At 45.6% G+C, this 22,506-nt stretch carries 22 protein-coding genes and 1 pseudogene; 22 read left to right on the forward strand and 1 reads right to left on the reverse strand.

The window, feature by feature from the left end; all coding sequences use genetic code 11:
- The 20 genes from U8U68_RS15650 to U8U68_RS15740 all read left to right on the forward strand — a co-directional run.
- The coding region (locus U8U68_RS15650; RefSeq protein WP_322202443.1) for an NAD-dependent epimerase/dehydratase family protein at positions 1–941 on the forward strand (941 nt) is incomplete at its 5' end.
- Positions 934–2,040: a DegT/DnrJ/EryC1/StrS family aminotransferase gene (locus U8U68_RS15655; RefSeq protein ID WP_322202445.1), complete on the forward strand. Its 1,107-nt coding sequence runs from the start codon at positions 934–936 to the stop codon at positions 2,038–2,040. The genes U8U68_RS15650 and U8U68_RS15655, both read left to right, overlap by 8 nt.
- A 10-nt stretch (positions 2,041–2,050) precedes the next feature.
- Positions 2,051–2,935: a glucose-1-phosphate thymidylyltransferase RfbA gene (gene rfbA, locus U8U68_RS15660; RefSeq protein WP_322202447.1), complete on the forward strand. Its 885-nt coding sequence runs from the start codon at positions 2,051–2,053 to the stop codon at positions 2,933–2,935.
- A 25-nt stretch (positions 2,936–2,960) separates the two neighbouring features.
- Positions 2,961–3,980 (forward strand): dTDP-glucose 4,6-dehydratase, encoded by a 1,020-nt coding sequence (gene rfbB / locus U8U68_RS15665; protein ID WP_322202449.1) that lies wholly within the window; start codon positions 2,961–2,963, stop codon positions 3,978–3,980.
- A 37-nt stretch (positions 3,981–4,017) separates the two neighbouring features.
- Complete coding sequence (locus tag U8U68_RS15670) at positions 4,018–4,740, forward strand: dTDP-4-amino-4,6-dideoxyglucose formyltransferase (RefSeq protein WP_322202452.1); 723 nt, start codon at positions 4,018–4,020, stop codon at positions 4,738–4,740.
- Between the two features lie 145 nt (positions 4,741–4,885).
- Positions 4,886–5,866, forward strand: coding sequence for a glycosyltransferase (locus U8U68_RS15675; protein WP_322202454.1), 981 nt, complete (start codon positions 4,886–4,888; stop codon positions 5,864–5,866).
- A 4-nt stretch (positions 5,867–5,870) separates the two neighbouring features.
- On the forward strand, positions 5,871–6,422 hold the full coding sequence (locus U8U68_RS15680) for a hypothetical protein (protein ID WP_322202456.1): 552 nt from the start codon (positions 5,871–5,873) through the stop codon (positions 6,420–6,422).
- 24 nt (positions 6,423–6,446) lie between these two features.
- Positions 6,447–7,838, forward strand: a complete 1,392-nt coding sequence (locus tag U8U68_RS15685) for a radical SAM/SPASM domain-containing protein (protein ID WP_322202457.1) — start codon at positions 6,447–6,449, stop codon at positions 7,836–7,838.
- Complete coding sequence (locus tag U8U68_RS15690; protein ID WP_322202459.1) at positions 7,838–9,157, forward strand: B12-binding domain-containing radical SAM protein; 1,320 nt, start codon at positions 7,838–7,840, stop codon at positions 9,155–9,157. Before U8U68_RS15685 ends, U8U68_RS15690 begins: the two co-directional genes overlap by 1 nt.
- Positions 9,158–9,640: 483 nt before the next feature.
- Entirely contained in the window at positions 9,641–10,951 is a 1,311-nt protein-coding gene (locus tag U8U68_RS15695; RefSeq protein ID WP_322202461.1) for a hypothetical protein, read from the forward strand.
- A gap of 103 nt (positions 10,952–11,054) precedes the next feature.
- Entirely contained in the window at positions 11,055–11,438 is a 384-nt protein-coding gene (locus U8U68_RS15700; protein WP_322202463.1) for a COG3415 family protein, read from the forward strand.
- A 120-nt stretch (positions 11,439–11,558) separates the two neighbouring features.
- The gene (locus tag U8U68_RS22440) at positions 11,559–11,795 is read left to right on the forward strand and encodes a transposase (protein ID WP_367575839.1); all 237 of its coding nucleotides are present in this window, start codon (positions 11,559–11,561) and stop codon (positions 11,793–11,795) included.
- A 150-nt stretch (positions 11,796–11,945) separates the two neighbouring features.
- Positions 11,946–12,722: a glucose-1-phosphate cytidylyltransferase gene (gene rfbF / locus U8U68_RS15705; protein WP_322202465.1), complete on the forward strand. Its 777-nt coding sequence runs from the start codon at positions 11,946–11,948 to the stop codon at positions 12,720–12,722.
- 1 nt (position 12,723) lies between these two features.
- The gene (gene rfbG / locus U8U68_RS15710) at positions 12,724–13,791 is read left to right on the forward strand and encodes a CDP-glucose 4,6-dehydratase (RefSeq protein ID WP_322202466.1); all 1,068 of its coding nucleotides are present in this window, start codon (positions 12,724–12,726) and stop codon (positions 13,789–13,791) included.
- Between the two features lie 9 nt (positions 13,792–13,800).
- Positions 13,801–15,138 carry a lipopolysaccharide biosynthesis protein RfbH gene (gene rfbH / locus U8U68_RS15715; protein WP_322202468.1) on the forward strand — a complete coding sequence of 446 codons (1,338 nt, stop codon included), beginning with the start codon at positions 13,801–13,803 and terminating at the stop codon, positions 15,136–15,138.
- A gap of 16 nt (positions 15,139–15,154) precedes the next feature.
- Positions 15,155–16,036, forward strand: coding sequence for an acetaldehyde dehydrogenase (acetylating) (locus U8U68_RS15720; RefSeq protein WP_322202470.1), 882 nt, complete (start codon positions 15,155–15,157; stop codon positions 16,034–16,036).
- Complete coding sequence (gene dmpG, locus U8U68_RS15725; protein ID WP_322202473.1) at positions 16,026–17,060, forward strand: 4-hydroxy-2-oxovalerate aldolase; 1,035 nt, start codon at positions 16,026–16,028, stop codon at positions 17,058–17,060. Before U8U68_RS15720 ends, dmpG begins: the two co-directional genes overlap by 11 nt.
- Before the next feature lie 113 nt (positions 17,061–17,173).
- Entirely contained in the window at positions 17,174–17,944 is a 771-nt protein-coding gene (locus tag U8U68_RS15730) for an HpcH/HpaI aldolase family protein (protein WP_322202475.1), read from the forward strand.
- A 235-nt stretch (positions 17,945–18,179) separates the two neighbouring features.
- On the forward strand, positions 18,180–19,976 hold the full coding sequence (locus tag U8U68_RS15735) for a thiamine pyrophosphate-binding protein (protein WP_322202477.1): 1,797 nt from the start codon (positions 18,180–18,182) through the stop codon (positions 19,974–19,976).
- Positions 19,977–19,979: 3 nt separating this feature from the next.
- On the forward strand, positions 19,980–20,885 hold the full coding sequence (locus U8U68_RS15740; protein ID WP_322202479.1) for an NAD-dependent epimerase/dehydratase family protein: 906 nt from the start codon (positions 19,980–19,982) through the stop codon (positions 20,883–20,885).
- Between the two features lie 198 nt (positions 20,886–21,083).
- On the opposite strand, the pseudogene U8U68_RS15745 reads toward U8U68_RS15740, so the two are convergent.
- Positions 21,084–21,315, reverse strand: a pseudogene (locus tag U8U68_RS15745) (IS3 family transposase); the annotation flags it as partial.
- A gap of 339 nt (positions 21,316–21,654) precedes the next feature.
- Here U8U68_RS15745 and U8U68_RS15750 point away from each other — a divergent pair.
- Positions 21,655–22,101 carry a transposase gene (locus U8U68_RS15750; RefSeq protein WP_322202481.1) on the forward strand — a complete coding sequence of 149 codons (447 nt, stop codon included), beginning with the start codon at positions 21,655–21,657 and terminating at the stop codon, positions 22,099–22,101.
- Positions 22,098–22,346: a transposase gene (locus U8U68_RS15755; RefSeq protein ID WP_322202483.1), complete on the forward strand. Its 249-nt coding sequence runs from the start codon at positions 22,098–22,100 to the stop codon at positions 22,344–22,346. The genes U8U68_RS15750 and U8U68_RS15755 overlap by 4 nt, the downstream gene beginning before the upstream one ends.
- Positions 22,347–22,506: the final 160 nt, after the last annotated feature.

The following is a 22,506-nucleotide window of genomic DNA, read 5'->3' on the forward strand; positions in this document are numbered from 1 at the left end:
GCTGTCTGGCAGACGCCGTTATGGTGTGGAACCGGCAGCAGGCAGAACCATGCAGGGTGGTGGCAGTTGGGCGCAATTTGGAAAAGGCGCGGGAAAGATTTGAGCCATTCTGGAATAATTGGAACTTCATATTTATTCAACAAGATGTATGCAAGCCATTTGAAAATTTTTTGGAACAGGTTGATTTTATCATCCATGCCGCCAGCAACGCAGACCCGGTGAATATGGCAAAACATCCAGTGAATACGTTGCTGGCGAATGTGCTGGGTACAAAAAATCTGATGGAATATGGACTGTCACATGGGATGAAGCGGTTTCTGTATGTTTCTTCTGGGGAAGTTTACGGGCAGCCAAATGAGAACCAGGATGATTTCACAGAGGATTATTGCGGGGCATTAGATTTGTCCAGCCCACGTTCCTGCTACCCGGAGGGCAAGCGCGCCGCCGAGGTGCTGTGCCAGAGTTACCGGAGCCAGTTTGGGGTGGATGTGGTTATCGTGCGGCCCTGCCATCTGTTTGGGCCAACCATGTCACGGCAGGACAGTCGGGCGGTGGCGGAGTTCCTCTGGGCCGCGGCGGAGGGACGGGACATTGTGCTGAAGAGCGATGGGCTGAGAGAACGCTCCCATTGCTATGTGGTGGACGCGGTGCAGGGCTTGTTGGTTGTATTGGAAAAAGGGGAGTCCGGACAGGCGTATAATATTGCGGATAAACGGTATCAGAGGACAATCCGGGCGTTTGCGGAAAAAGCAGCTGACGCTGGCGGCTGCAAAGTGGTTTTTGATTTGCCAAGTGATATGGAAAGCAGAGGGTATTCCAGGATTTCCAGACAGGTGCTGGATGCGGGAAAAGTGGAAAAGCTGGGGTGGGGCATGCAAAACAACGAAAGTAATGGAATAGAAAATACAGTTCGAATTTTGCGGGAGTGCGGCCATGAATGAGGTCAACGTGGCGCGCTCGTCTATGCCGCCTTATGAGGAATATTGCGCAGAAATTAAAGATTTGTGGGACAGCCGGTGGCTTACAAACATGGGCCAGAAGCATGAAGAATTACGAATAAAATTGCAGGAGTATTTGGGGACAGGGCACCTGGAACTGCTTACAAATGGGCATATGTCTATTGAAGTTTCTTTGCAGACTTTGGGGCTTTCTGGGGAGGTTATCACTACGCCATTTACCTTTGCCTCCACCACCCAGGCTATTGTGCGGAATGGCTTGACACCTGTGTTTTGCGACATTGACCCGGTAACATTTTGCATAAATCCGGAGAAGATTGAGCCCCTTATTACTGAGAAAACCAGCGCTATTTTGCCTGTGCATGTGTATGGGAATGTGTGCGGTGTAGAGGCTATAGAGGCGATAGCGAAAAAGTATAATCTTGCAGTAATATACGATGCGGCCCACACCTTTGGGGTGAAATACATGGGCATGGGGATTGCAAATTTTGGAGATGTTTCCTGCTTCAGTTTCCACGCCACAAAGGTTTTTCATACCGTTGAAGGTGGGTGTGCGTGCTTTCAAAATGAGGTGTTTGGAGATTGTTTAGCGAAGCTGAAAAACTTTGGCCTGGCGGGGCCGGAGGACGTGGAGGAAGTCGGCACAAACGCGAAGCTGGATGAATTCCGGGCGGCTATGGGGCTGTGCAATTTGCGGCATTTAGACGGGGAAATTGCCAAACGGAAGCGGGTTGTGGAGCGGTACCGGGAGAGGTTGGAAAATGTTCCGGGCTTGCAGATAAATCCCGTACAGAAAAATGTGGAGCCGAATTTTGCTTACTTCCCGGTGGTTTTCCATGAGGGAGTTTTTGGGGCAGACAGGGACACTGTACTGCATAAACTTGCAGAGAATGGTATCCATACAAGGAAATACTTTTATCCGCTGACAAGTGAATTTAGTTGTTATAAAGGAAAGTTTGAACCAAAAAAAACGCCGGTTGCATTAGAAATCAGTCGGAAGGTTTTGACGCTGCCGCTGTACGCAGACTTGGATTTGGCGGACGTGGACAGGGTTTGCGATATCGTTTTAAGCTGCAAAAAGTGAGGTGGAAATCGTGAAGGGAATCATTCTGGCGGGGGGCTCGGGGACGCGGCTTTATCCGTTGACGAAAATCGTGTCCAAGCAGCTTTTGCCCGTGTACGACAAGCCTATGATTTTCTATCCGCTGTCCACTTTGATGCTGGCGGGGATACGGGATATTTTGCTGATTTCTACGCCGCAGGATTTGCCAAGATTTCAGGATTTACTGGGGGATGGGGAGCAGTTTGGCATCCGGTTAAGCTATGCGGAACAGCCAAAACCGGAGGGGATCGCCCAGGCCTTTCTCATCGGGGAAAGCTTCTTATACAATGAGCCCTGCGCCATGATTTTGGGCGACAACATCTTTTACGGCGGGTGGTTCAGCAAGAATCTGGACGAGGCTGTAAAGAATGCTTATGACGGTTTTGCAACCATTTTTGGGTACTATGTGCGGGACCCCGAGCGCTTTGGGATCGTGGAATTTGACGCGGGGCACAACGTGGTTTCCGTGGAGGAAAAGCCGGAGAATCCCAAGTCTAATTATTGCATAACCGGGTTATATTTTTACAGCGGCGGGGTTTCGGAGATGGCAAAGGAACTTACGCCATCAGCCCGTGGGGAGTTGGAAATTACAGATTTAAACCGGCTGTATTTGCGAGAAAACAAATTGAAGGCCCAGGTGCTGGGAAGGGGCTTTGCGTGGCTTGATACGGGCACTGTAGACAGTTTGATGGAGGCCGGCACTTTTGTGGAGACGGTGCAGAACCGCCAGGGGGTGGTGATTTCCGCGCCGGAGGAGATCGCCTATCATGCTGGGTGGATCGGCAAAGCGAAACTGTTGGAAAATGCAAGATTATACGGAAAGTCGCCTTATGGGGAACATTTGCGGCGGGTGGCAGAGGACAGGTTTTTGCTGTGACTTTGAGAGAAAAGAGGTGGTTTGCATGACGGTTTTGGTGACGGGCGGGGCTGGGTTTATTGGCTCGAATTTCATATTTTACTGGATGGAGAGGCACCCGGAGGATAGGGTAATTTGCCTGGATAAACTGACCTACGCGGGGAATTTGTCCACATTAAAATCGGTGATGGATGAGCCCAATTTTCGGTTTGTAAAGGGCGATATCTGCGACAAAAATTTGGTGTTCGATTTGTTCCGGGCAGAGCATCCGGAGGTTGTGGTAAACTTTGCGGCGGAAACCCATGTAGATCGATCCATTGACGGCCCCGGTGTGTTTTTGCAGACAAACCTTTTCGGCACATCCACACTTTTAGAGGCCTGCCGGGAATTTGGTGTGGGGCGCTATCATCAGGTTTCTACAGATGAGGTTTACGGGGATTTGCCTTTAGACAGGCCTGATTTATTCTTCACAGAAAACACCCCGCTGCACACCAGCTCTCCTTACAGCGCCAGCAAGGCGGGGGCGGATTTGATGGTGCAGGCATACCACAAAACCTTTGGGATTCCGGCGACAATTTCAAGATGCTCTAATAATTATGGGCCATACCAGTTCCCTGAAAAACTGATCCCGTTAATGGTGCTGAATGCTTTGCAGGATAAACCTCTGCCTGTGTATGGGGAGGGCATAAACATACGGGACTGGCTGTATGTAACCGATCACTGTCGGGCCATAGAGTTGATTTTGCAGAAGGGCAGGCTGGGGGAAGTTTACAATGTAGGCGGGCACAATGAGCGCCGCAACATTGACGTGGTGAAGCTGATCCTTGCTGAGCTGGGTAAGCCGGAGAGCCTGATAACCTACGTGGCCGACCGAAAGGGGCATGACAGGCGGTATGCCATTGACCCGGGGAAAATACATGGCGAGTTGGGCTGGCTGCCGGAGACGGGGTTTGAGGACGGCATGAGGCGGACGGTTCGGTGGTATGCGGAGAACCGGGGATGGTGGGAGGATATCGTTTCCGGGGAGTATCAGGAGTACTATAAAAAGATGTATAAAGAAATATAACGACATGTAGAAATATAATAGTCAGGCGGTATTATTAATGAAAGTGTGCGTTATCGCGGATAATGAATATATTTATATTCAATTTCTCTCCATGGTCAAAGAAGGTGTGTTCTTTGGAAATGATTTCGATTTTTTCTACTCAGACACAAATTTGGATTTTACCTCAAAATATAACGGTGAGAAGTTTTTTCCCATTAATCTACAAGCCCAAAGCCATAACTTTTTTGATTTATATGATGTTTTTCTTTCATTGCATTCTAAACAAATATTTCCACATCAGTTAGTGAGTAAAAAGCTATGTATAAATGTTCATCCAGGTTATAACCCATACAATCGTGGTGTTTTTCCGCAAGTGTTTAGTATAATCAATAAGCATCCTGTAGGAGTTACAATTCATAAAATGGATGCAGAATTGGATCATGGGCCTATTTTTTTTAGGAGAGAAATACCAGTTTATGATTGGGATACATCCTTTGATGTGTATAAACGTATCCAAGAGTTAGAGATAGTGATGATAAGAGACTGCCTTCCTCAAATTTTATGCAATGCTGTACAGGAGTTTTCTGCTGAATCGGAAGGTAATCTAAATTATAAAAAAGATTTTTTACAATTGTGTGAAATAGATTTAAATCAGATTTGCACATATGGAGAAGCGATAGATCGCTTGCGCGCCATGACGTTTGAAGGGTATCATAATGCCTTTTTTATTACTGAGGAGAACCGAAAGGTATATGTGCAATTAAAGCTAATACCTGAATAGAGTGTCTTACTCAATGATAGCGAAGAGATTGCAAAATAAAGCAAAAAACTTTAGATTAACTTAAGTTTTGTTGTGTTTGCCGATTCAAATAAACAAATAAAATTGTAGGCTAATTTAAACGTATGAACAGAACGGATGATTCATTATGGAATTTGACAACTGCAAAAACATGAATAAATACGATTGCCTTGTGAGTATTCTTGTTTTGAGTTATGGACATGAAAAATATATCAGGCAGGCGCTGGAAAGCATTTTGGATCAAGAGACAGACTTGTGTTATGAGGTGCTGGTGGGGGATGACGCGTCACAGGACGGGACCGCCGGCATTATCCAGGAATTTACGAAACAATATCCGGACATCGTCAAGCCGGTGCTTCGGGCCGGTAATGTAGGGGCAAGCTGCAACCTGTACGATTTGATTTGCCGGGCCCAGGGGAAATATATTGCGATACTGGAGGGCGACGACTTCTGGTTGGACAAGCGTAAGCTGCAAAAGCAGTTTGACTTTTTGGAGTCTCACCCAGAGCATACTGGCTGTTGCAGCAAGTGCCTGATTGTAGATGAGGACAGCAAGCCGGATTATGAACGCAGTTGCCATATTGCCTGGAACAAAAGGGTTTTTACGCTGGAAGATTTGGCCGAAAGCTGGCAATTACCGGGCCACCTGGGGACGGTAATGCTTCGAAACTTTTTCCTGAGCATGGACCCGGAGCAGTGCAATATTTTCTATGAGGCTCATCCCATGGTGTGTGACAAGACTATAATACTGCTTGCGCTCCTTCGTGGTTCCATATATTGCAGCAATGAGATTTTATCTGCCTATCGTTTTGTGGATAAAAAAGGGGAAAACAACTGGTTCTCTACCCATCACGCAAACCCTTACCGGAATTACGACATGTTCATGTACCCCTGCAATCTGGAAAGCTGGGCGAGGAAAAACATGAAACTTCCCCGGAATGTGCACTTTGGCAAACGCAACCCCTACCGCTTTGCCCGGTTTGTAGAGGAGTGCGTGAGGAAGCCAGGGCGCAAGAGGCTTCAGCAGCTATTTGAGATGATAGCCCGCAGCCACCAGCCCCTGAAATACAGCTGGTACGTGCTGAAAGCGCTGATAGAAATGGAGTGACAATATGAAAAAATCAAATATAGTTGCTCTGTTTTTCGGAGTGACTGTAGGCGCGGTGGCAGGCGGGGCGCTGGTAAAAAAGCTGTGGCTGGAGAAGTACCGCAAACAGAAGGTAGAATTGGCGGCAACCAGCCATGAGCGGGAACTGCTGCACATCCTGCTGAAGCTGAAACAGAAGGACGTTCGGTTCGGAGAATACTTTACAGAGCATAGGCTACAATCTGTAGCAGTCTTGGGCATGGGCCGGGAAGGGAGGTATCTGCTGGACGAGCTGGCCAAGGAGCAGGAGATTACCACGGCCTATGGCGTGGAGGCAGACTATCTGGGTTCTGTACATGAGACGCTGATCGTCTACCGTTTGGGGGAGGATGAGCTGCCCCCGGCGGACTGTTTGGTGGTGTGTGACTTAGTCCGGACAGAGGAAAAAATCGCCTTGGCGCAGCAAGAATTTTCCGGCAAAATTGTGGCGCTGGAAGGAGTTTTAGAGTGGCTTATGGACAGGCACGGCATTAAGAAGTGGCGGGGGCAGTCTACTTCTAGCAGGCCGGCGAAATAATCAAATTATGTGGAGGACAGGAAGATGAAATTTTGCAATAGACCTTTTGACAGTGCTTACTTAGCTCCAGATGGAGCGGTGTGGCCTTGTAGCTGGATGCACTGCATTATCGGCAACTTGTACGAAAATGATTTGGATAAAATTTGGAAAAGTGCAGCGGCACAGCAGGCTCGGGACAGCATCTTAGATGGTTCTTTTGCGTTTTGCCGGAAAACCTCCTGTCCATTTTTAGAGCGTGATGATTTGCCGGATTTGTTAGAAGATGAATTCAAGCAGAAAGCTGTTGCCAGCGAAACACCTTTGTTTATAAATATTGCAAATGATCGCATTTGTAATATAGCTTGTACTACCTGCCGTACCTCTCTTTATTGTCCAAAAGAAGGAGAGAGGGAAAAGATTGATACTGCGTTGGAGCGACTAATCCCCTTTGCCAATAAGGCAAAAGCCATAAACTTGAACGGACAAGGCGAATTTTTGGCAAATCCGAGTTTTATCAAGTTTTTACAAGTTTTGCGTCCTGAACGCAAAGAGTTTCAACTCAGCGTTGAAACTAATGGAATACTATTTGATAAGGCTCATTGGGAAAAGTTTTCTCACTTAGGAGAATATCATTTTGCAGTCAATGTCACATTAAATAGTTTGCGTAAAGAGGTTTTTCGATATTTGACTGGAGGGTTTGATAAGTTCGAGCAAGTCTTGGCTAATCTAGAGTTTTTGAGCAAACTCCGAAGAGAAGGGCAAATCAAAGAATTAAAATTGGCCATGGTGGTGCAGGAAAGTAACTTTTGGGAAATACCGGATTATGTTCAGAGATTTGCAAAGTCTGATGAGTTTGCAGTAGACCAGATTACCATGCGTCCTGTATACCGCTGGTTTGGTATGGAGGACGAAACCTACTGGTTCAAGAATATCCTGAATCCCATGCATCCCTATCATAAGGAATATCTTAAAATTTTAGCTGATGACTGCTGGAAGGATCCCAAGGTTTATGACTGGGGCTGCCACAATATCCGGGAGGCGCTGCCCCACCCACTGAAACAGGAGGAGATTTACCGGAAGATTCTCTCAAAAATTTATAACAATGAGTTTGGCCTTTCTCCTGTTGAGTACCTTAAAAAGTGTGTGGACAAATTGGGCGCAAAACGGATTGGCTTCTATGGGAAGAATGAGTTTTCGCAGGAGTTTGCCCATTTGTTAAAGCAAACCGGTGTTGAAATTTTCCAGCTTACCTGGGTGCCGGAGGACTGTAAAGGGGAATTTCACAAGGTGGCTAAACAGGAATTTAGGCCCGATATGGCGGATGCCGTGCTGATCATTGACTTCTTCAAGGGCAGATATTGGTTCAAGGATTTGCAGGCTTTAGGATTTGAAGGCGATATTTTGACAATAGAAGAGTTTATGGGAAGAAATGCGTGATGGCAGAAAAGCGGTACAGGCCAGCTGGGACAGTTGGAAGTACACATTCTATAAGACAAAGGGAGATATATATGAAGCTGTTACTGGTAATACCTCCATATAATGTTTTGAAGCGAAGAGATAAAAGTTATTCCTTTCCAATAGGCATCGCTTATGTCAATGCAGCTCTGCGGAAAGCGGGTTTTGACGTTGATGGCCTTAATATGAACCATATTGACGTGGAAGATCGATACGCATATTTGGCCGACTATATCCGCTCAGAAAAAATTGACTGTGTGCTTTCTGGCGGACTGTGCCCAGAATGGAGGGTTATTAAGAAGATATTTGATACTGCAAAATCTGTTCACTCAGACATCATTACGATTTGCGGCGGTGGGATGATTACTTCGGAACCCATCCCATGTGCAGAACTGCTTCAAGTAGACTACGCAGTAGTTGGGCAGGGGGAAATCACGGATGTTGAGTTAGTTCAAACCCTGATAGACCGTGGCGATGTTGCGAATGTCAAAGGCATCGTTTATCGAGCAAAGAGCGGAGAGTACAAACAGACATTTCCCCGCGAAGAAATTCACGATCTGGATACGATTTCTTTTCCCAATTATGAGGGGCTTGATATGGACAAGTATTTGGATGAACAAAAAGTATCAGACCAACTAGGTTTTTCGTGTTCTTATGACAGGCCTAGGACAATGTCCATGGTTTTGGGCCGGTCCTGTCCATATCAGTGTAAGTTTTGTTTTCATCCTTCGGGAACTAAATACCGACAGAGAAGCTTGGACAACTTTTTCAAAGAATTGGATGTGGTTGTAAAGACATATCACCCCAAATCTCTCAGCATCATGGATGAACTTTTCAGCGCCGACCCTAAGCAGGTAGATGAATTTTGCAAAAGGATTAAGACATATGGCCTTACATGGGTGGTGCAAATGCGGGTGGATATGAAGGGGTTGTCTCTTGAATTATTAAAAAATATGCGGGATGCAGGCTGTTGCTGTATATCATATGGCTTGGAGAGTTACAGCCCTAAAGTGCTTAAAAATATGAGGAAGCATATCACACCAGAGCAAATAGAGCATACGTTGAAGATGACCTATGATGCATCTATCAACATCATAGGGAACTTCATTTTTGGAGATGAAGTTGAGGATGAATCCACGATTTATGAAACGATGCGCTTCTGGTTTGACCACCCTCAATATGGCATAAACCTTTCTATGATTGAGACATACCCAGGAAGTGAATATTATAAAGAACTTGTACAGTGCGGGAAAATAACAGATAAACTTGCATTCCTGAAGATGACTGGCGGATCAACTTAATGCAGATGCCAGATGAAACATATTGGAAATATGTTGTCCTTGTGCAACTCTTATCTTTCTATTACCATCCTCAGTCTACCCTTGGTACAATTGAGAGTATCTATCAAAACGAATATGGGGAATGGGTACTGGAGACGAAGTGCCCTCATTGTGGTGCTAAGAATATCTATCATAATGTCCGAGAGTCTATGTTACGGCAGTCGTATTTTAAAATCCTCTGCCAGGAGTGCTTCCGCAGCGCAGATTTTTGGTGCAATCAGGAACGCCTCCCCAATTATGACAAATTAGAATATTTGTGTAGGATGGTGGCTGCGGCCAAGGATGAGCATGATTTTAGGGCAGCCGTAGACACACTGTATAGGACGTATTTGGAGATTTGGGATCCAGCAAACCCGTACCCAAGAATATTTGAAGGGGTTTCCCGGGCAGAAAAGTAATGAGCCTCTTTTCCGATACAAAAAGAAATAAGCAAGGAGTTGCAATATGCATATAGCTTTGTGTATCCCAACATATGAAAACTCAAAAGTTGTGGAGGATTTTTTGATAAACTGCGCTCCATATTATATGGAATGTGGAATCGATATTTACTTCTATGACTCAAGCAGGGAAGATGCAACAGAAAAGGTTGTTAAAAAGTTCATGACAAGTGGACGCATCCATTATATTGCAATTCCAGAATACGTGGAACCAGATGAAAAGACATTTATGATTTTTCAGGGCTATGGGATAACTGGAGAATATGATTTTATCTGGTTAAGTGGGGACGGAGTGCAATACCCTAAGGAAGGAGTACAATTCATTTTAAGCAAATTAGATACAAAGTACGATTTGGTTACGTTGAATTCAAGAAACCGCAATGGTGTGATTCAGGCTGAAATTATTTGTGATATAAATAATTATTTTCAAACATGTGCGGTACAGTTAACGTTATATGGGGCGGCCATCCTGAACACACACACTGTGTTTCGTGACGTTAATTGGGACTACTACAAAGGCATATGCTTAAAGGCCTCTATAGCGGGGTTTTCACATATTTCTTTTATTTTCCACAGAATTTTAGAGCTGGAGCAATTTTGCGGCCTGAATTTAAATTTAGGAAAGCATCGGTATAGGTTATCCACAAAAAAGAAAACTTCGTCATGGTACCAGAATTGTTTCTCTACATGGGTGTATAAATGGACAGAAGTGATAGAATCATTGCCTGATTACTATGAAAACAAAATGGCTATAGTAATGTCACAAGGAAAGAGCCTTTTAGGGAATGTCGATAGCTTTAAAAGATTAAAACTGGATGGTGTGTATTCTTATAAAGTTTTCAGAAAATATATAGAATATTGGAATAAGGTAACGGAGATCTCCTTGTTTAGGCTATTTCTAATCTCCATAGAGCCTAAGTTTTTTATTCGTGTGACTGGCAAAATTGGATTTCTTTTAAATACAGGAAACCTCAAAAGATTCTGTCGTGCACATGCAGAGATATACATTTTGGGCGCAGGCCGGATTGGAGAAATATATGGGGAGTATTTTATAAAAAACAATATACCATTTCAAGGATTTTTTGTTTTGCCCGGAAAAGCCGCAAATAATGAGATGTTAGAGCATCCTGTTTTTGAATTCCAAGAAAATCATTATCTGTTGCAGAATACAGGCATTGTATTGGCGTTGGGGCCAGATGACACAAGAATTGGTTTGGAAAATTTAAGTGGTTTAGTTCCTCCAAAAGACATTTTCAATGTGCCTTCCCTGCGACGTGATATTGCATTTGAGTCTGGTTATAAAGCACTGAATATTTAGAGCATTTTCTACAGGAGCAGGGGTTAAAGCGCACAGATTGATACAGTATTACTTCTAAAAAACAATATAGGAAAAGGATGTAAAAAGTGGTAAAATAGAGGGTATGAAATACATTGATTTACGAAAATTGAAAAGTGGAGAGCTCAAGCAGGTACGCCGACAGGTCGTACGCCTCAAAAAGATGGGGAAAATCGGGAAAGAAATAGAGGAATTGACCGGAGTGCGGCAGAATCGCATCAGCGAAATATGGACGGCGTATCAGCGAGAGGGCGAGGGTTCCCTGGAACCGAAGAAACGTGGGTTCCAGAAGGGGACGCATCTCCGGCTGACATCGGAGGAACAGGCGGAAATACGGAAAACGATTGTGACGCGCCGCCCGGAGGAATTCAGCATTCCCGGCAGTTTGTGGACGCTGAAAAAAGTGTGCGCATACGTCTGGAAAAAGAAGATGTCAGACGGCAGTGCATCGGATTATATGCGGCGCTAGGGATTGACCTGTCAGCGTCCGGTCAAGCGTGCCCGGAAGCAGGATCCTTCCCGAATCTGAAGGTGGCGGGAGGAGGAATATCCGGCCATCGCTCAGAGAGCCAGGGCAGAAAATGCCGGGATCTACTGGGGAGACGAGACTGGGATCGACAACTGCTCGAACTGCGAGCGCGAGTTCGCCCCCAAAGAGCAGCCCCCGGTTCTGCCGGTGGAGACGAAAAGAGAGCGGCTGAATATGCTCTCCGCACTGAGCATGGAGGGGAAAATTCGCTTTATGCGGGCTTTGAAATATTCCCCTGATAAGGTCTCCACTCTCTTTCAACATTATCATGTTTCCTATATTTTTGTTCGGGAGTAATAGCTCAGATACAGAGGAGTTTTGTGAGTAGGAGTAGACTTTGTAAAACATTGGCCGTTTGGCTTGAAGTTTCCAAGGTTCTGTGTCCTATCTGTTCTTGGCTGGCAATAACATTTCTATTTCTTTATATTGATTTAAGGGAGAAACTACATGAAAACCCTGATTCTCGCCGGTGGATACGGCACCCGAATCTCCGAAGAAAGCCAATTTAAGCCCAAGCCCATGGTGGAGTTGGGCGGCATGCCCATCCTGTGGCACATTATGAAGCTGTACGGCCACTATGGTTTTAATGAATTCATTATCTGCGCAGGCTACAAGCAACACGTCATCAAGAAGTTTTTTGGCGATTATTTTCTTCATACTTCTGACATTACCTTTGACTTTACCAATGGCAAAGAGGACATGATCGTACATAAAAACACCTCAGAACCCTGGAAAGCCACTATCGTGGACACAGGTCTGAACACCATGACTGGAGGCCGGGTGAAGCGTGTGCGGGACTATGTTGGCAATGAACCCTTCCTTCTGACTTACGGCGACGGCGTTTCCAATGTAAATATCTCAGAACTGGTCAAATTCCATCAATCCCACGGCAAAATGGTGACCATTTCTGCGTACAACGCGGGCCAGCGCTTTGGCGTTCTGGACGTTGACAAAGACGGGCAAATCCAAGAGTTCCGCGAGAAAACTCAGGGCGATGGCAACCTCATCAACATCGGCTTCATGGTCTGCCAGCCGGAGTTTTTTGACATGATAGAGGGAGACGACACAATTTTAGAGAAATCTCCTCTCGAAACTGTTGCGAAAATGGGCCAGTTGATGGCGTATAAACATACAGGATTCTGGCAGTGCATGGACACTGTGCGGGAAAAAGAATTGCTGGAAAAGCTGTGGACAGAGGGCCGTGCCCCTTGGAAGGTGTGGTAAAATGACTGGGTTTTCTTTGGATTTCTTTCGCGGGAAGCGGGTGTTTGTCACGGGGCATACAGGCTTTAAGGGCAGTTGGCTATGCAGGATTCTGATAAACGCAGGCGCAGTTATAACTGGTTATTCCTTGCCGCCGCCCACTGAGCCAAACCTGTTTTCTTTGTCGGGATTGGAACAAAATATGAGCTCCATCATCGACGATATCCGGGACAGGGATAAGCTGATGCAGGCGTTTTGTGATGCCCAGCCGGAGATAGTTTTCCATTTAGCAGCGCAGCCTATTGTTCGCGATAGTTATAAAAATCCTGCTGGTACATATGAGACAAATGTGATGGGCACTGTAAACCTTCTGGAGTGTGTCCGTACCTTACAGGTACCTGTAAGGTCAGTGGTGATTATCACCACTGATAAAGTCTATGAGAACAAAAACTGGGCTTGGGGATACCGGGAAAATGACCCATTGGATGGCCGGGATCCCTACTCCAATTCTAAGTCCTGCGCGGAATTGGTAACTCACAGTTACGTGCAGAGTTTCTTTGCTGATTCGCCTGTAGCAGTCTCCACCGTGCGGGCAGGCAACGTAATTGGCGGCGGTGACTTCGCCCATGACCGCATTATTCCAGACTGCGTGCGAGCGGCTCAAGCAGGAAAACCCATCGCTGTTCGCAACCCCAACTCCATCCGCCCATACCAGCATGTGCTGGAGGCATTGTTTGCATATTTGCTAATTGCACAGCATCAATGTGGAAATAAAAAGCTGGCGGGATGGTACAATATCGGGCCGGATGACAGCGGATGTGTCACCACAGGAGAGCTGGTGAATATGTTCTGCCGGGCTTGGGGCAACGACCCAACTTGGGAGAACCAAGCCGAACCGAACGCGCCCCATGAGGACAATTTTTTAAAATTGGACTGTTCTAAAATGAAATCCACTTTTGGCTGGAAACCGTTATGGGACGTTCAAACCGCTATCGAAAAAACAGTGGAGTGGACGAAGGCTTGGATGGAAAAGAATGATGCCCCTTCTGTGATGGACAAGCAGATTATGAAATATTTAGATGGAATATGAGGAATAAACATGCGTACTAGAGATGAAATAAAGCAGGAAATATACTCGCTGGTGAGAGAGTACCGCCAAGTGGAGGATGCAGCGAAAAAGCCCTTCAGTCCAGGCGACCGTATCCCATACTGCTCCCGAGTCTACGACGCAGAGGAGCAAATAAACATGGTGGATTCCGCGTTGGAATTCTGGCTGACTGCCGGACGGTACTGCCAGGAATTTGAACGCGGCTTAGGCGAATTTCTGGGTGTGAAGCATGTGGCAGCGGTGAACTCCGGTTCCTCGGCAAACCTGCTGGCTTTTATGACGCTGACCTCCCCTCTATTGAAAGACCGTGCCATCCAACGTGGCGACGAGGTGATTTGCGTAGCGGCGGCATTCCCCACCAGCGTCACGCCTGTTTTACAATTCGGTGCGGTGCCCGTGTTCGTGGATGTGAAGCTGGGCACCTATAACATCGACGTTTCCATGTTGGAAGAAGGGCTTTCGGAGAAAACAAAATGTGTTTTTTTGGCGCACACATTAGGAAACCCCTTCAACTTGAAGGCCGTCAAAGAGTTCTGCGACAAGCATAATCTGTGGCTAATTGAGGACAACTGTGATGCCTTGGGTGCGGCTTATGACATGGGCGATGGCTACCGAAAAACCGGCACGATTGGCGATTTGGGCACCTCCAGTTTCTATCCGGCCCACCATCTGACTACGGGCGAAGGCGGAGCTGTCTACACAAATAATGACATGCTGGGCCGCATTATGCTCTCTATGCGGGACTGGGGCAGGGACTGTGTGTGTCCTTCTGGCGTGGACGATACCTGTGGGCGCCGATTTGATGGGCAGTATGGGCAGTTGCCGAAAGGGTACGACCACAAATATGTTTATTCGCATTTCGGTTATAACCTCAAAATGACAGATATGCAGGCGGCGGTGGGTTGCGCCCAATTAAAGAAGCTGGACGGCTTTATTCGGCGGCGCAATGAAAACTGGCAGGTGCTGCGGGAGGGCTTGGCTGGGGCAGAGGACAAGCTGCTCTTGCCTTACCATGAGGAGGAAGCCCTGCCCAGTTGGTTTGGATTTTTACTGACTGTCCGGGAGGGCATAGACCGGGAAAAGGTAGTGCGGTATATAGAGGAGAAAGGCGTGCAGACGCGCATGCTTTTTTCGGGGAATTTGCTGCGACACCCTTGTTTTGACGAGTTGCGAAAAGCGGGGACAGGGTATCGTGTGGTGGGTGATTTGGCAAACACGAATAGGATTGTTCAGGACACTTTCTGGGTTGGGGTGTATCCGGGGATGACACAGGAGATGCTGGAGTATATGGTGCAGGTGATTCTAAGGGTTGCGGAGAACTTAATTTGATACTAGGATGATATTGATGGATAAGATAAAAGTAGGAATTATTGGTACAGGAAATATTGGGACAGATCTGTTAATGAAAATTATGCGTTCACCGATATTGGAATGCGAGATTTTTTCAGGCCAAAGAATGGATTCCCCTAACATTATTTGGGCCCAGCGAATGGGGGTGCCTGTTACTAGCGAATCAGTAAGCTATTTTGAGTCTCATCCTAGCAGTTGTCCTATTGTTTTTGATGCAACCTCTGCGGCAGCACATAAAAAGAACGCTGCCATATTGGCACGTCTTGGGAAATTTGTGATTGATTTAACCCCTGCACATGTAGGAGAATTTTGTATCCCAGTGATAAACTTAAAAAAAGTTATAATGAGCAGCAAAAATGTGAACATGATTACCTGCGGAGGACAGGCTGTTGTACCCTTAGCCTACGCTATTTGTAAAGTTCAACCTGGAGTTAGATATATTGAGCTTGTGGCTACAATCGCTTCTAAATCTGCTGGTGCCGGCACACGCAACAACATTGATGAATTCACACAAACGACAAAAGATGCATTGACTTATTTTACAGGGATAGAAAATACAAAAGCTATCATTACTTTGAATCCAGCGGAGCCACCTATTGTCATGCATAATACAATGTATATATTGGTTGATAATCCGGATATGAGTAAGATACGGTGTGCGGTTCAAGATATGGAAAAAAAGCTACAGAGATATATACCAGGATATCGCATAGTAACAGGACCAATCTATAGTAATGGACAGATTACTCTTACCATGCAAGTACTGGGGTCTGGCGATTTTTTGCCCAGGTATGCAGGGAATTTGGATATTATTACTTGTGCGGCAGTAGAGGTGGCAAGCGAATATGCAGGAAGGCTATTGAAATATGAGGAATAAATTAAGATTTTTTGATGCAACGCTTAGGGATGGTTCTCATGCTATCCATCATCAGTTTAGCAAGGAAAAGATAGTTGAATATTGCAAGGCAATTGATAAGTCGGGGCTGGATGTCGTTATTGTTGGCCATGGTAATGGATTGGGGGCTTCTTCTATACAAGTGGGGCTTTCTAAATTAAGCGACCAACAGATGCTTTTTATAGCCAGAGGCCATTTGCAACATACTAAATTAGGCGCTTACTTGATTCCTGGGTTTGGAACTATCCGAGATTCTTTGGAGCCAGCGGTTGACCAAGGCGTGGAAGTTTTCAAAATAGGCTGTCAATGTACAGAGGCTGATACTACCCGTCAACACATAGAATGGCTGGCACAAAGGAAAAAAGAAGTATATGGTGTGTTGATGATGTACCATATAGCAGACACAGAAACACTGCTTCGCGAAGCACAGAAAATGCAGGAATATGGAGCGCGAGGAGTGATAGTCATGGATAGTGCAGGTGCGTCAACACCAGAGATGGTGAAACGCACAATTTGCATATTACACGATAGGCTCAATATAGAGGTCGGTTTTCATGCACATAATAACCTAGGGCTAGCAGTTGGAAATACATATATAGCTATTCAGGAAGGAGCCACAATCATTGACGGAACTTTGCGTGGCTTTGGAGCGGGGGCGGGGAATTGCCCATTGGAAGTTATAGTGGCTCTGTTAAAAAAAGAGGGCATGGACCTCTCGCGAATTGATTTATACACTTTACTAGATATTTCGGATGGTATTGTAAGCGGTTTCGGAACAAGAAGTGACGGCCTAAGCGGGCTTTCCATTGTAAGTGGTATGGCGGGAGTGTTTTCTGGATTTAGGGGAAAAGTAGAATTGGCCTCGCATCAATTCAATGTGGACCCGCGAGATATTTTTATTGAATTAGGGAAGCGCCAGATTCTGGCTGGACAGGAAGACATGATTATAGATGTAGCGGCAGAACTGCAAAAACAAAACCTTATCAATAGAGGGTTATCATTTTGAATTTGTCATAAGGAGGATTAGTGTGAAAAATACAAATGAAAGGAACGATATCCGGTACAAAAGGCTGTTTTTCCTAGCTTTTTGTGCGACTTCTGTATCGCATGGTGATTAAGATGGCTCAAAACGATGTGTGGGTTGGCACATGGGCGGAAATACCTACCGCATATGTTACAAATGTCGTATCGAAAGCAGGGCTGGATTTTACCATTGCAGATATGGAGCATGGCATCCTAACTTTCGAAACGATACAAAGCATGGTATTTGCAGCCCACAGCGAGAATAAAAAAATGTTTGTACGCGTTCCGGCCATTGACGAGGTTTGGGTGCTGCGAGCACTAGATACAGGGTGTGACGGCATTGTGTTCCCGCAAGTTACATGCGCTGATATGATAAAAGATATTATACGTCTTTCCTTTTTTCCGCCCCAGGGTTGTCGGGGATTTAATCCCTATGTTGCGGCTGGCGGGTATACGGGGGCAGGCCAGCAGATGGTTGCTAAAGAAAATGCCCGCATTGCATTAATTGTTCTTCTCGAGGGAAAAGAAATACTGGAACAGATTCAAGAGATTCTTTCTTTCCCTCAGGTGGATGTCATTTATATAGGGCAGTACGATTTGTCTGCTGCTTTAGGCATACCTGGTGATGTTAATAATCAAAAAGTTATTCAAATCATGAAAGAAGTGGTATGCAAAATTCGCTCTGCAGGGAAAAGAGCCGGCTGTATGGCCCAAGGGATATCAGATGCAATTGAGTACATAAATATGGGATTTAACTTTATCACATACAAAGTGGATACCGGGGTATTATTCGAGAGTATGCATAGCTTTGTAAAAGGGGTAAAGGCTGAAACATTGCAAATTCCGCCAAAAGAAAAAATCGTATAAAGTACTAAGCCCAGTTACTGGACGCTTTTGCACGCTATTCCGTCTTAGATAAAAGAATAGTCCAAGGCTTTTGCCACAACTCCTGCACACAGAGCAGCAAAATGACGGTAATCTTGCTGCTCTGCGCCGGGAGGTCACTATTCTGAAATAATTAAATCTTGCTGTGCTGTCCAAGTCAAGAGAGTTTCATATCCTTTGGTGCCTTGCAGCGCAGCGGAAAGGTATGGTCATAAAAATGAAATTATCTGATTATATCGTATGCTTTTTTAAAGAAAAAGGGGTAGAGGACATTTTTATGGTGACGGGAGGCGGCTGTATGCACCTTGTCAATTCTTTTGGCAATTCTGCCACAATGAAGTATTGGTGTACGCACCACGAGCAAGCTGCTGCTATGGCGGCAGAAGGGTATAGTAAAATGAAGAATGACGTTGGTCTTGTACTGGTGACAAGCGGCCCAGGCGCTACGAACACCATTACAGGTGTGTTAGATTGTTATCAGGATTCCACCCCAGTCATTTTTATCTCTGGACAAGCTAAAAGCAAGCAAACAGTCCATGGCGCAGGGATTCCAGGATTGCGCCAATTTGGGGTGCAGGAGGCAGACATCGTTTCTATTGTCCAGGGGATTACAAAAATGGCAGTGGAAATTACAGATCCCTGTTCTATCCGATACTATTTGGAAAAAGCTTTTTATGAAGCGACAAATGCCCGCCCTGGGCCAGTGTGGCTTAGCATCCCGTTAGATGTGCAGAGCTCTGAAATTGAACCATTCAGCTTGCGGGGCTATAGGCCAGAGCATACTTTAGTAGGAAAGGATTTAGAAGAAAAAATACAAGACGTCAGAAAAATGATCCAAACAGCGAAACGCCCGGTTATCATTGCGGGCCATGGGATTCGTCTTGCAAACGGATGTCCAGAATTTTCAAAAGCAGTTGCAGACTGGGGAATTCCTGTAGTGACTCCCTTTATGGGAATAGATGTTGTAGAGGAGAACCACCCTTGCAACATCGGGCGGGTCGGCACAAAAGGAACCCGCGCTGGTAATTTTGCTATGCAAAATGCAGATCTCATTATATCAATTGGAAGTCGGCTTGCGGTTTCCGTGGTTGGGCACGAATACAATTTGTTTGCAAGGGATGCACGTATTGTTATTGTGGATGTTGATGGCCAGGAGCATAAGAAAAGAACCATTCATTGGAATGAATTCCTGTTATGCGATGCGAAAACATTTGTCCGGGAGTGTTTTCGCCAGCCTTTACCACAAGAAAAGCATACGCCTTGGCTTGAAAAGTGCCAGTATTGGAAAAAGAAGTATCCTGTCATTTTGGAAGAGTACGAAAACGATAGCCACGGTCTCAATTATTACAAGTTTATAGATTTGTTAAACAAACATACAGATGCCTGCATGCCTATCATAGCAGATGCGGGTTCGGCATTTTATGTGACTTCCCAGGCGATAAAACTTAAAAAGGGTCAAAGATATATTACAGCAGGTGGGACGGCAACGATGGGTTTTACTGTGCCCGCAGCGATAGGTGTAGCTGTTGCAAGCCCTGCAATACCGATTATCGCAATAACGGGCGATGGATCTTTTATGCAAAACCTGCAAGAGTTGGAAGTGATTCGGCATCAACAATTTAATATTAAATTATTTGTCATGAATAATGGAGGGTACTTCTCTATTCGCCAAACGCAGAACCGGTATTTTCAAGGGAACTTAGTTGGGGAAAGTAGTGAAAGTGGAATTTCTTTCCCCAGTATGGGAAAAATTGCAGAAGCTTTTGAAATTCCTTTTTATACAGTTGGCTCTATTCAAGAAGCTGAAAAGATAATGGAGAAAGCCTTTGCCGAAGTCGGGCCGGTTATCGTTGAAGTTAAAACCACGCACTACATGGAAATAATTCCTACTAATGCGGCTGCCATGCGGGAAGATGGAACAATGATATCAAAACCATTAGAAGATATGTATCCGTTTCTCGAACGCGATGAGTTTAACCAGGAAATGATTGTAACCCCTGTTAACTTGGAGTGACCTATGGATACGATAGCAATAACAGGGGCAACCAGCAGCATGGGTATTTCTTTGGTGAATGAATGCCTGAAAAGGGGCTGCTTTGTAATTGCATGTATGCGCAAGAGTTCTCAACATATCGGCAGGCTTCCCAAATCAGATAGGCTGCAGATTGTGGATTTTGATTTGACAGACAGGAAAAGAGAGCTGCATATAAATAGAAAATGTGATGTGTTTTTTCATCTTGCATGGTGTGGGACCGATAAGGAGAGTCGGGGAAACCCAGATCTGCAGCAGGATAATATAGCGTATACATTGCGTACTGTGCGTCTTGCGAAAGATTTGGGATGCAAAAAATTTATCGGTACCGGCTCACAGGCTGAGTATGGGCCACATAAACACGCTTTGCTTTCCCCGGTGGATACAGCCTGTCCCAATACGGCATATGGAATCAGTAAATATGCCGCTGGTCAATTAGGGGCGGTACTGGCGGAACAATTGGGAATAGATTTTTTTTGGATACGGGTTTTCAGTGTATATGGAAGATATGACAGACCGGAAACCATGCTGCGTTCCACAGCTTCTCGAATGAAAAAGGGAGAAAGATGCCTGTTCACAGAAGGGACACAGGTATGGGATTATTTGCATTGCGATGATGCTGCAAGAGCCCTTTTTCTCGTAGGTGAAAAGTCAACGGGGAATAAAACATACTGTTTAGGGTGTGGGCAAAAAAGAAAGTTAAAAGAATATATTATTGAAATGAGGAATGTCATAAACCCTCAATGGGACTTGGGGTTTGGAGAAATCCCATTTAAGCCTGGAGAAGAAGTGGGGATTTATGCAGATATTTCTTCTTTGCAGGATGATACTGGGTGGAAGCCGGAGGTTAGTTTTGCTTGCGGGATAAGGAATATTCTACCATATTTGTAAGTTTGAGAATGAAGCCTCAACTCATTTTTTGGATAATTTTAAAATGTGTCTCGGTGTATTCTATGGTAGGACCTCTACATGCACTATGGAATGGTGTATAAGTGCGGAGAAGTGTTCACTGGTTTTTTGAAGTGAACTTGGCGAAATCTTTTCCCTGTTTAGTGACGCAAAATTTGGCTCGGGGGTGTGGATAAAAAGTTGGAGTGAGACACCCAACCACGAGCGGCAGTAGAACATTTCATTTTTAAGTCGTCCGAAGAAACCCTCACAGGCCGAGTTATCGGGGGAACAGCCCTTCTTGGACATAAGACCGGGTTAAGCCGGCCTGGTCCATTCGCCCGATCCATCCAGGCCAGCGATAATAACAACCTCGGTCGGAATGAATAATAGGGTGCCGTCCCTCGGGCAAATCAGCAATGGCCTGATCCAGCTCGTTTATGACGTACTTCTGATTTACCACGTCCATACCCAAAAGGGGAATACCCGCCGTTGTACAGGCCCTTTAAGGCCGTTTTCCGGTGCCCCTTTTTGGTTTCTTCCGCAAGATTGTCCAGGTAATACTCTGTGCAGCAAACTTAAACTACATTTCAGACAAAAGGCTAGAGTCTGTTTTAAAACTCTGCTATTGCGTGCAAAAGGACGAAGTGATAGAATAGAACACATGAAGAGACATGAGATAAGCGAAAGACAATGGAATAAGATTAAGGGCAATACCGCACAATTCTAAGTGCCGTATTGCGCAGTCAGAATTTTCGTGAGAGGGTACAGATTGAGCGCCGTCCATCTCACCATTGACAAGCGAAAGCTGTACGCTATCATGGAAAATGTGCAAGCAAGACGGTGCTTAAGGCGCCAGCCGCGAATTGTGCGGTGTTGCCTAAGGATTAAGTTTCCGCCTGAAAGGAAACTGCAAGGGGGCCGGCCCGGCAAAAGCAATCGGGAAATGCTCAACGCCATAGTGTATTGGCTAAACACCGGGATACCATGGCGGGATCTGCCGGAGCGGTTCGGGCCATGGCAAAGCGTATACAGCCAGTTCCGGGCATGGACAAAAGCCGGAGTATGGAAAGATATCATTTTAGCCCTGATTGAGCAAGACCTGATGGACGAGACAACGCTGATGCTTGACAGCACCACAATCAAAGTCCATCAGCACACCAGTGGGGCTAAAAAAGGGGATATCACGAGGAAACCGGGCGGAGCCGGGGAGGCTTGACGACAAAAGTCCATGCGGTAACGGATGGGCTTGGGAACCCATTGCGCTTTTTGCTCTCCAGAGGGAACCGCAATGATATCTGTATGGCGCAGACGCTGCTGGAGCCTTTTGATCTGAAGGGCAAACTCATACTGGCAGATAAGGGCTATGACCGCGATAAGTTTGTGCGTTGGCTGGAGGAACGGGGTGCAATGGCGGTGATCCCCAGCCGTATCATTGCCAAACGCCCCAGAAAAACTGACTGACACACATACAAAGAGCGCCATTTGGTGGAAAATCTGTTCCTAAAACTCAAAAACAGCTGTCGTTTTGCTACCAGATATGAGAAGAAAGCTCTTTATTTCCAGGCTGTTGTTTTCCTCGCCTGTATCCTCGTTTGGTTACTTTGACGGTTTTAAAACAGAC

Origin of the sequence: Acutalibacter intestini (genome assembly GCF_034334985.1) — a bacterium.
Taxonomy (GTDB): Bacteria; Bacillota; Clostridia; order Oscillospirales; family Acutalibacteraceae; genus Acutalibacter; species Acutalibacter intestini.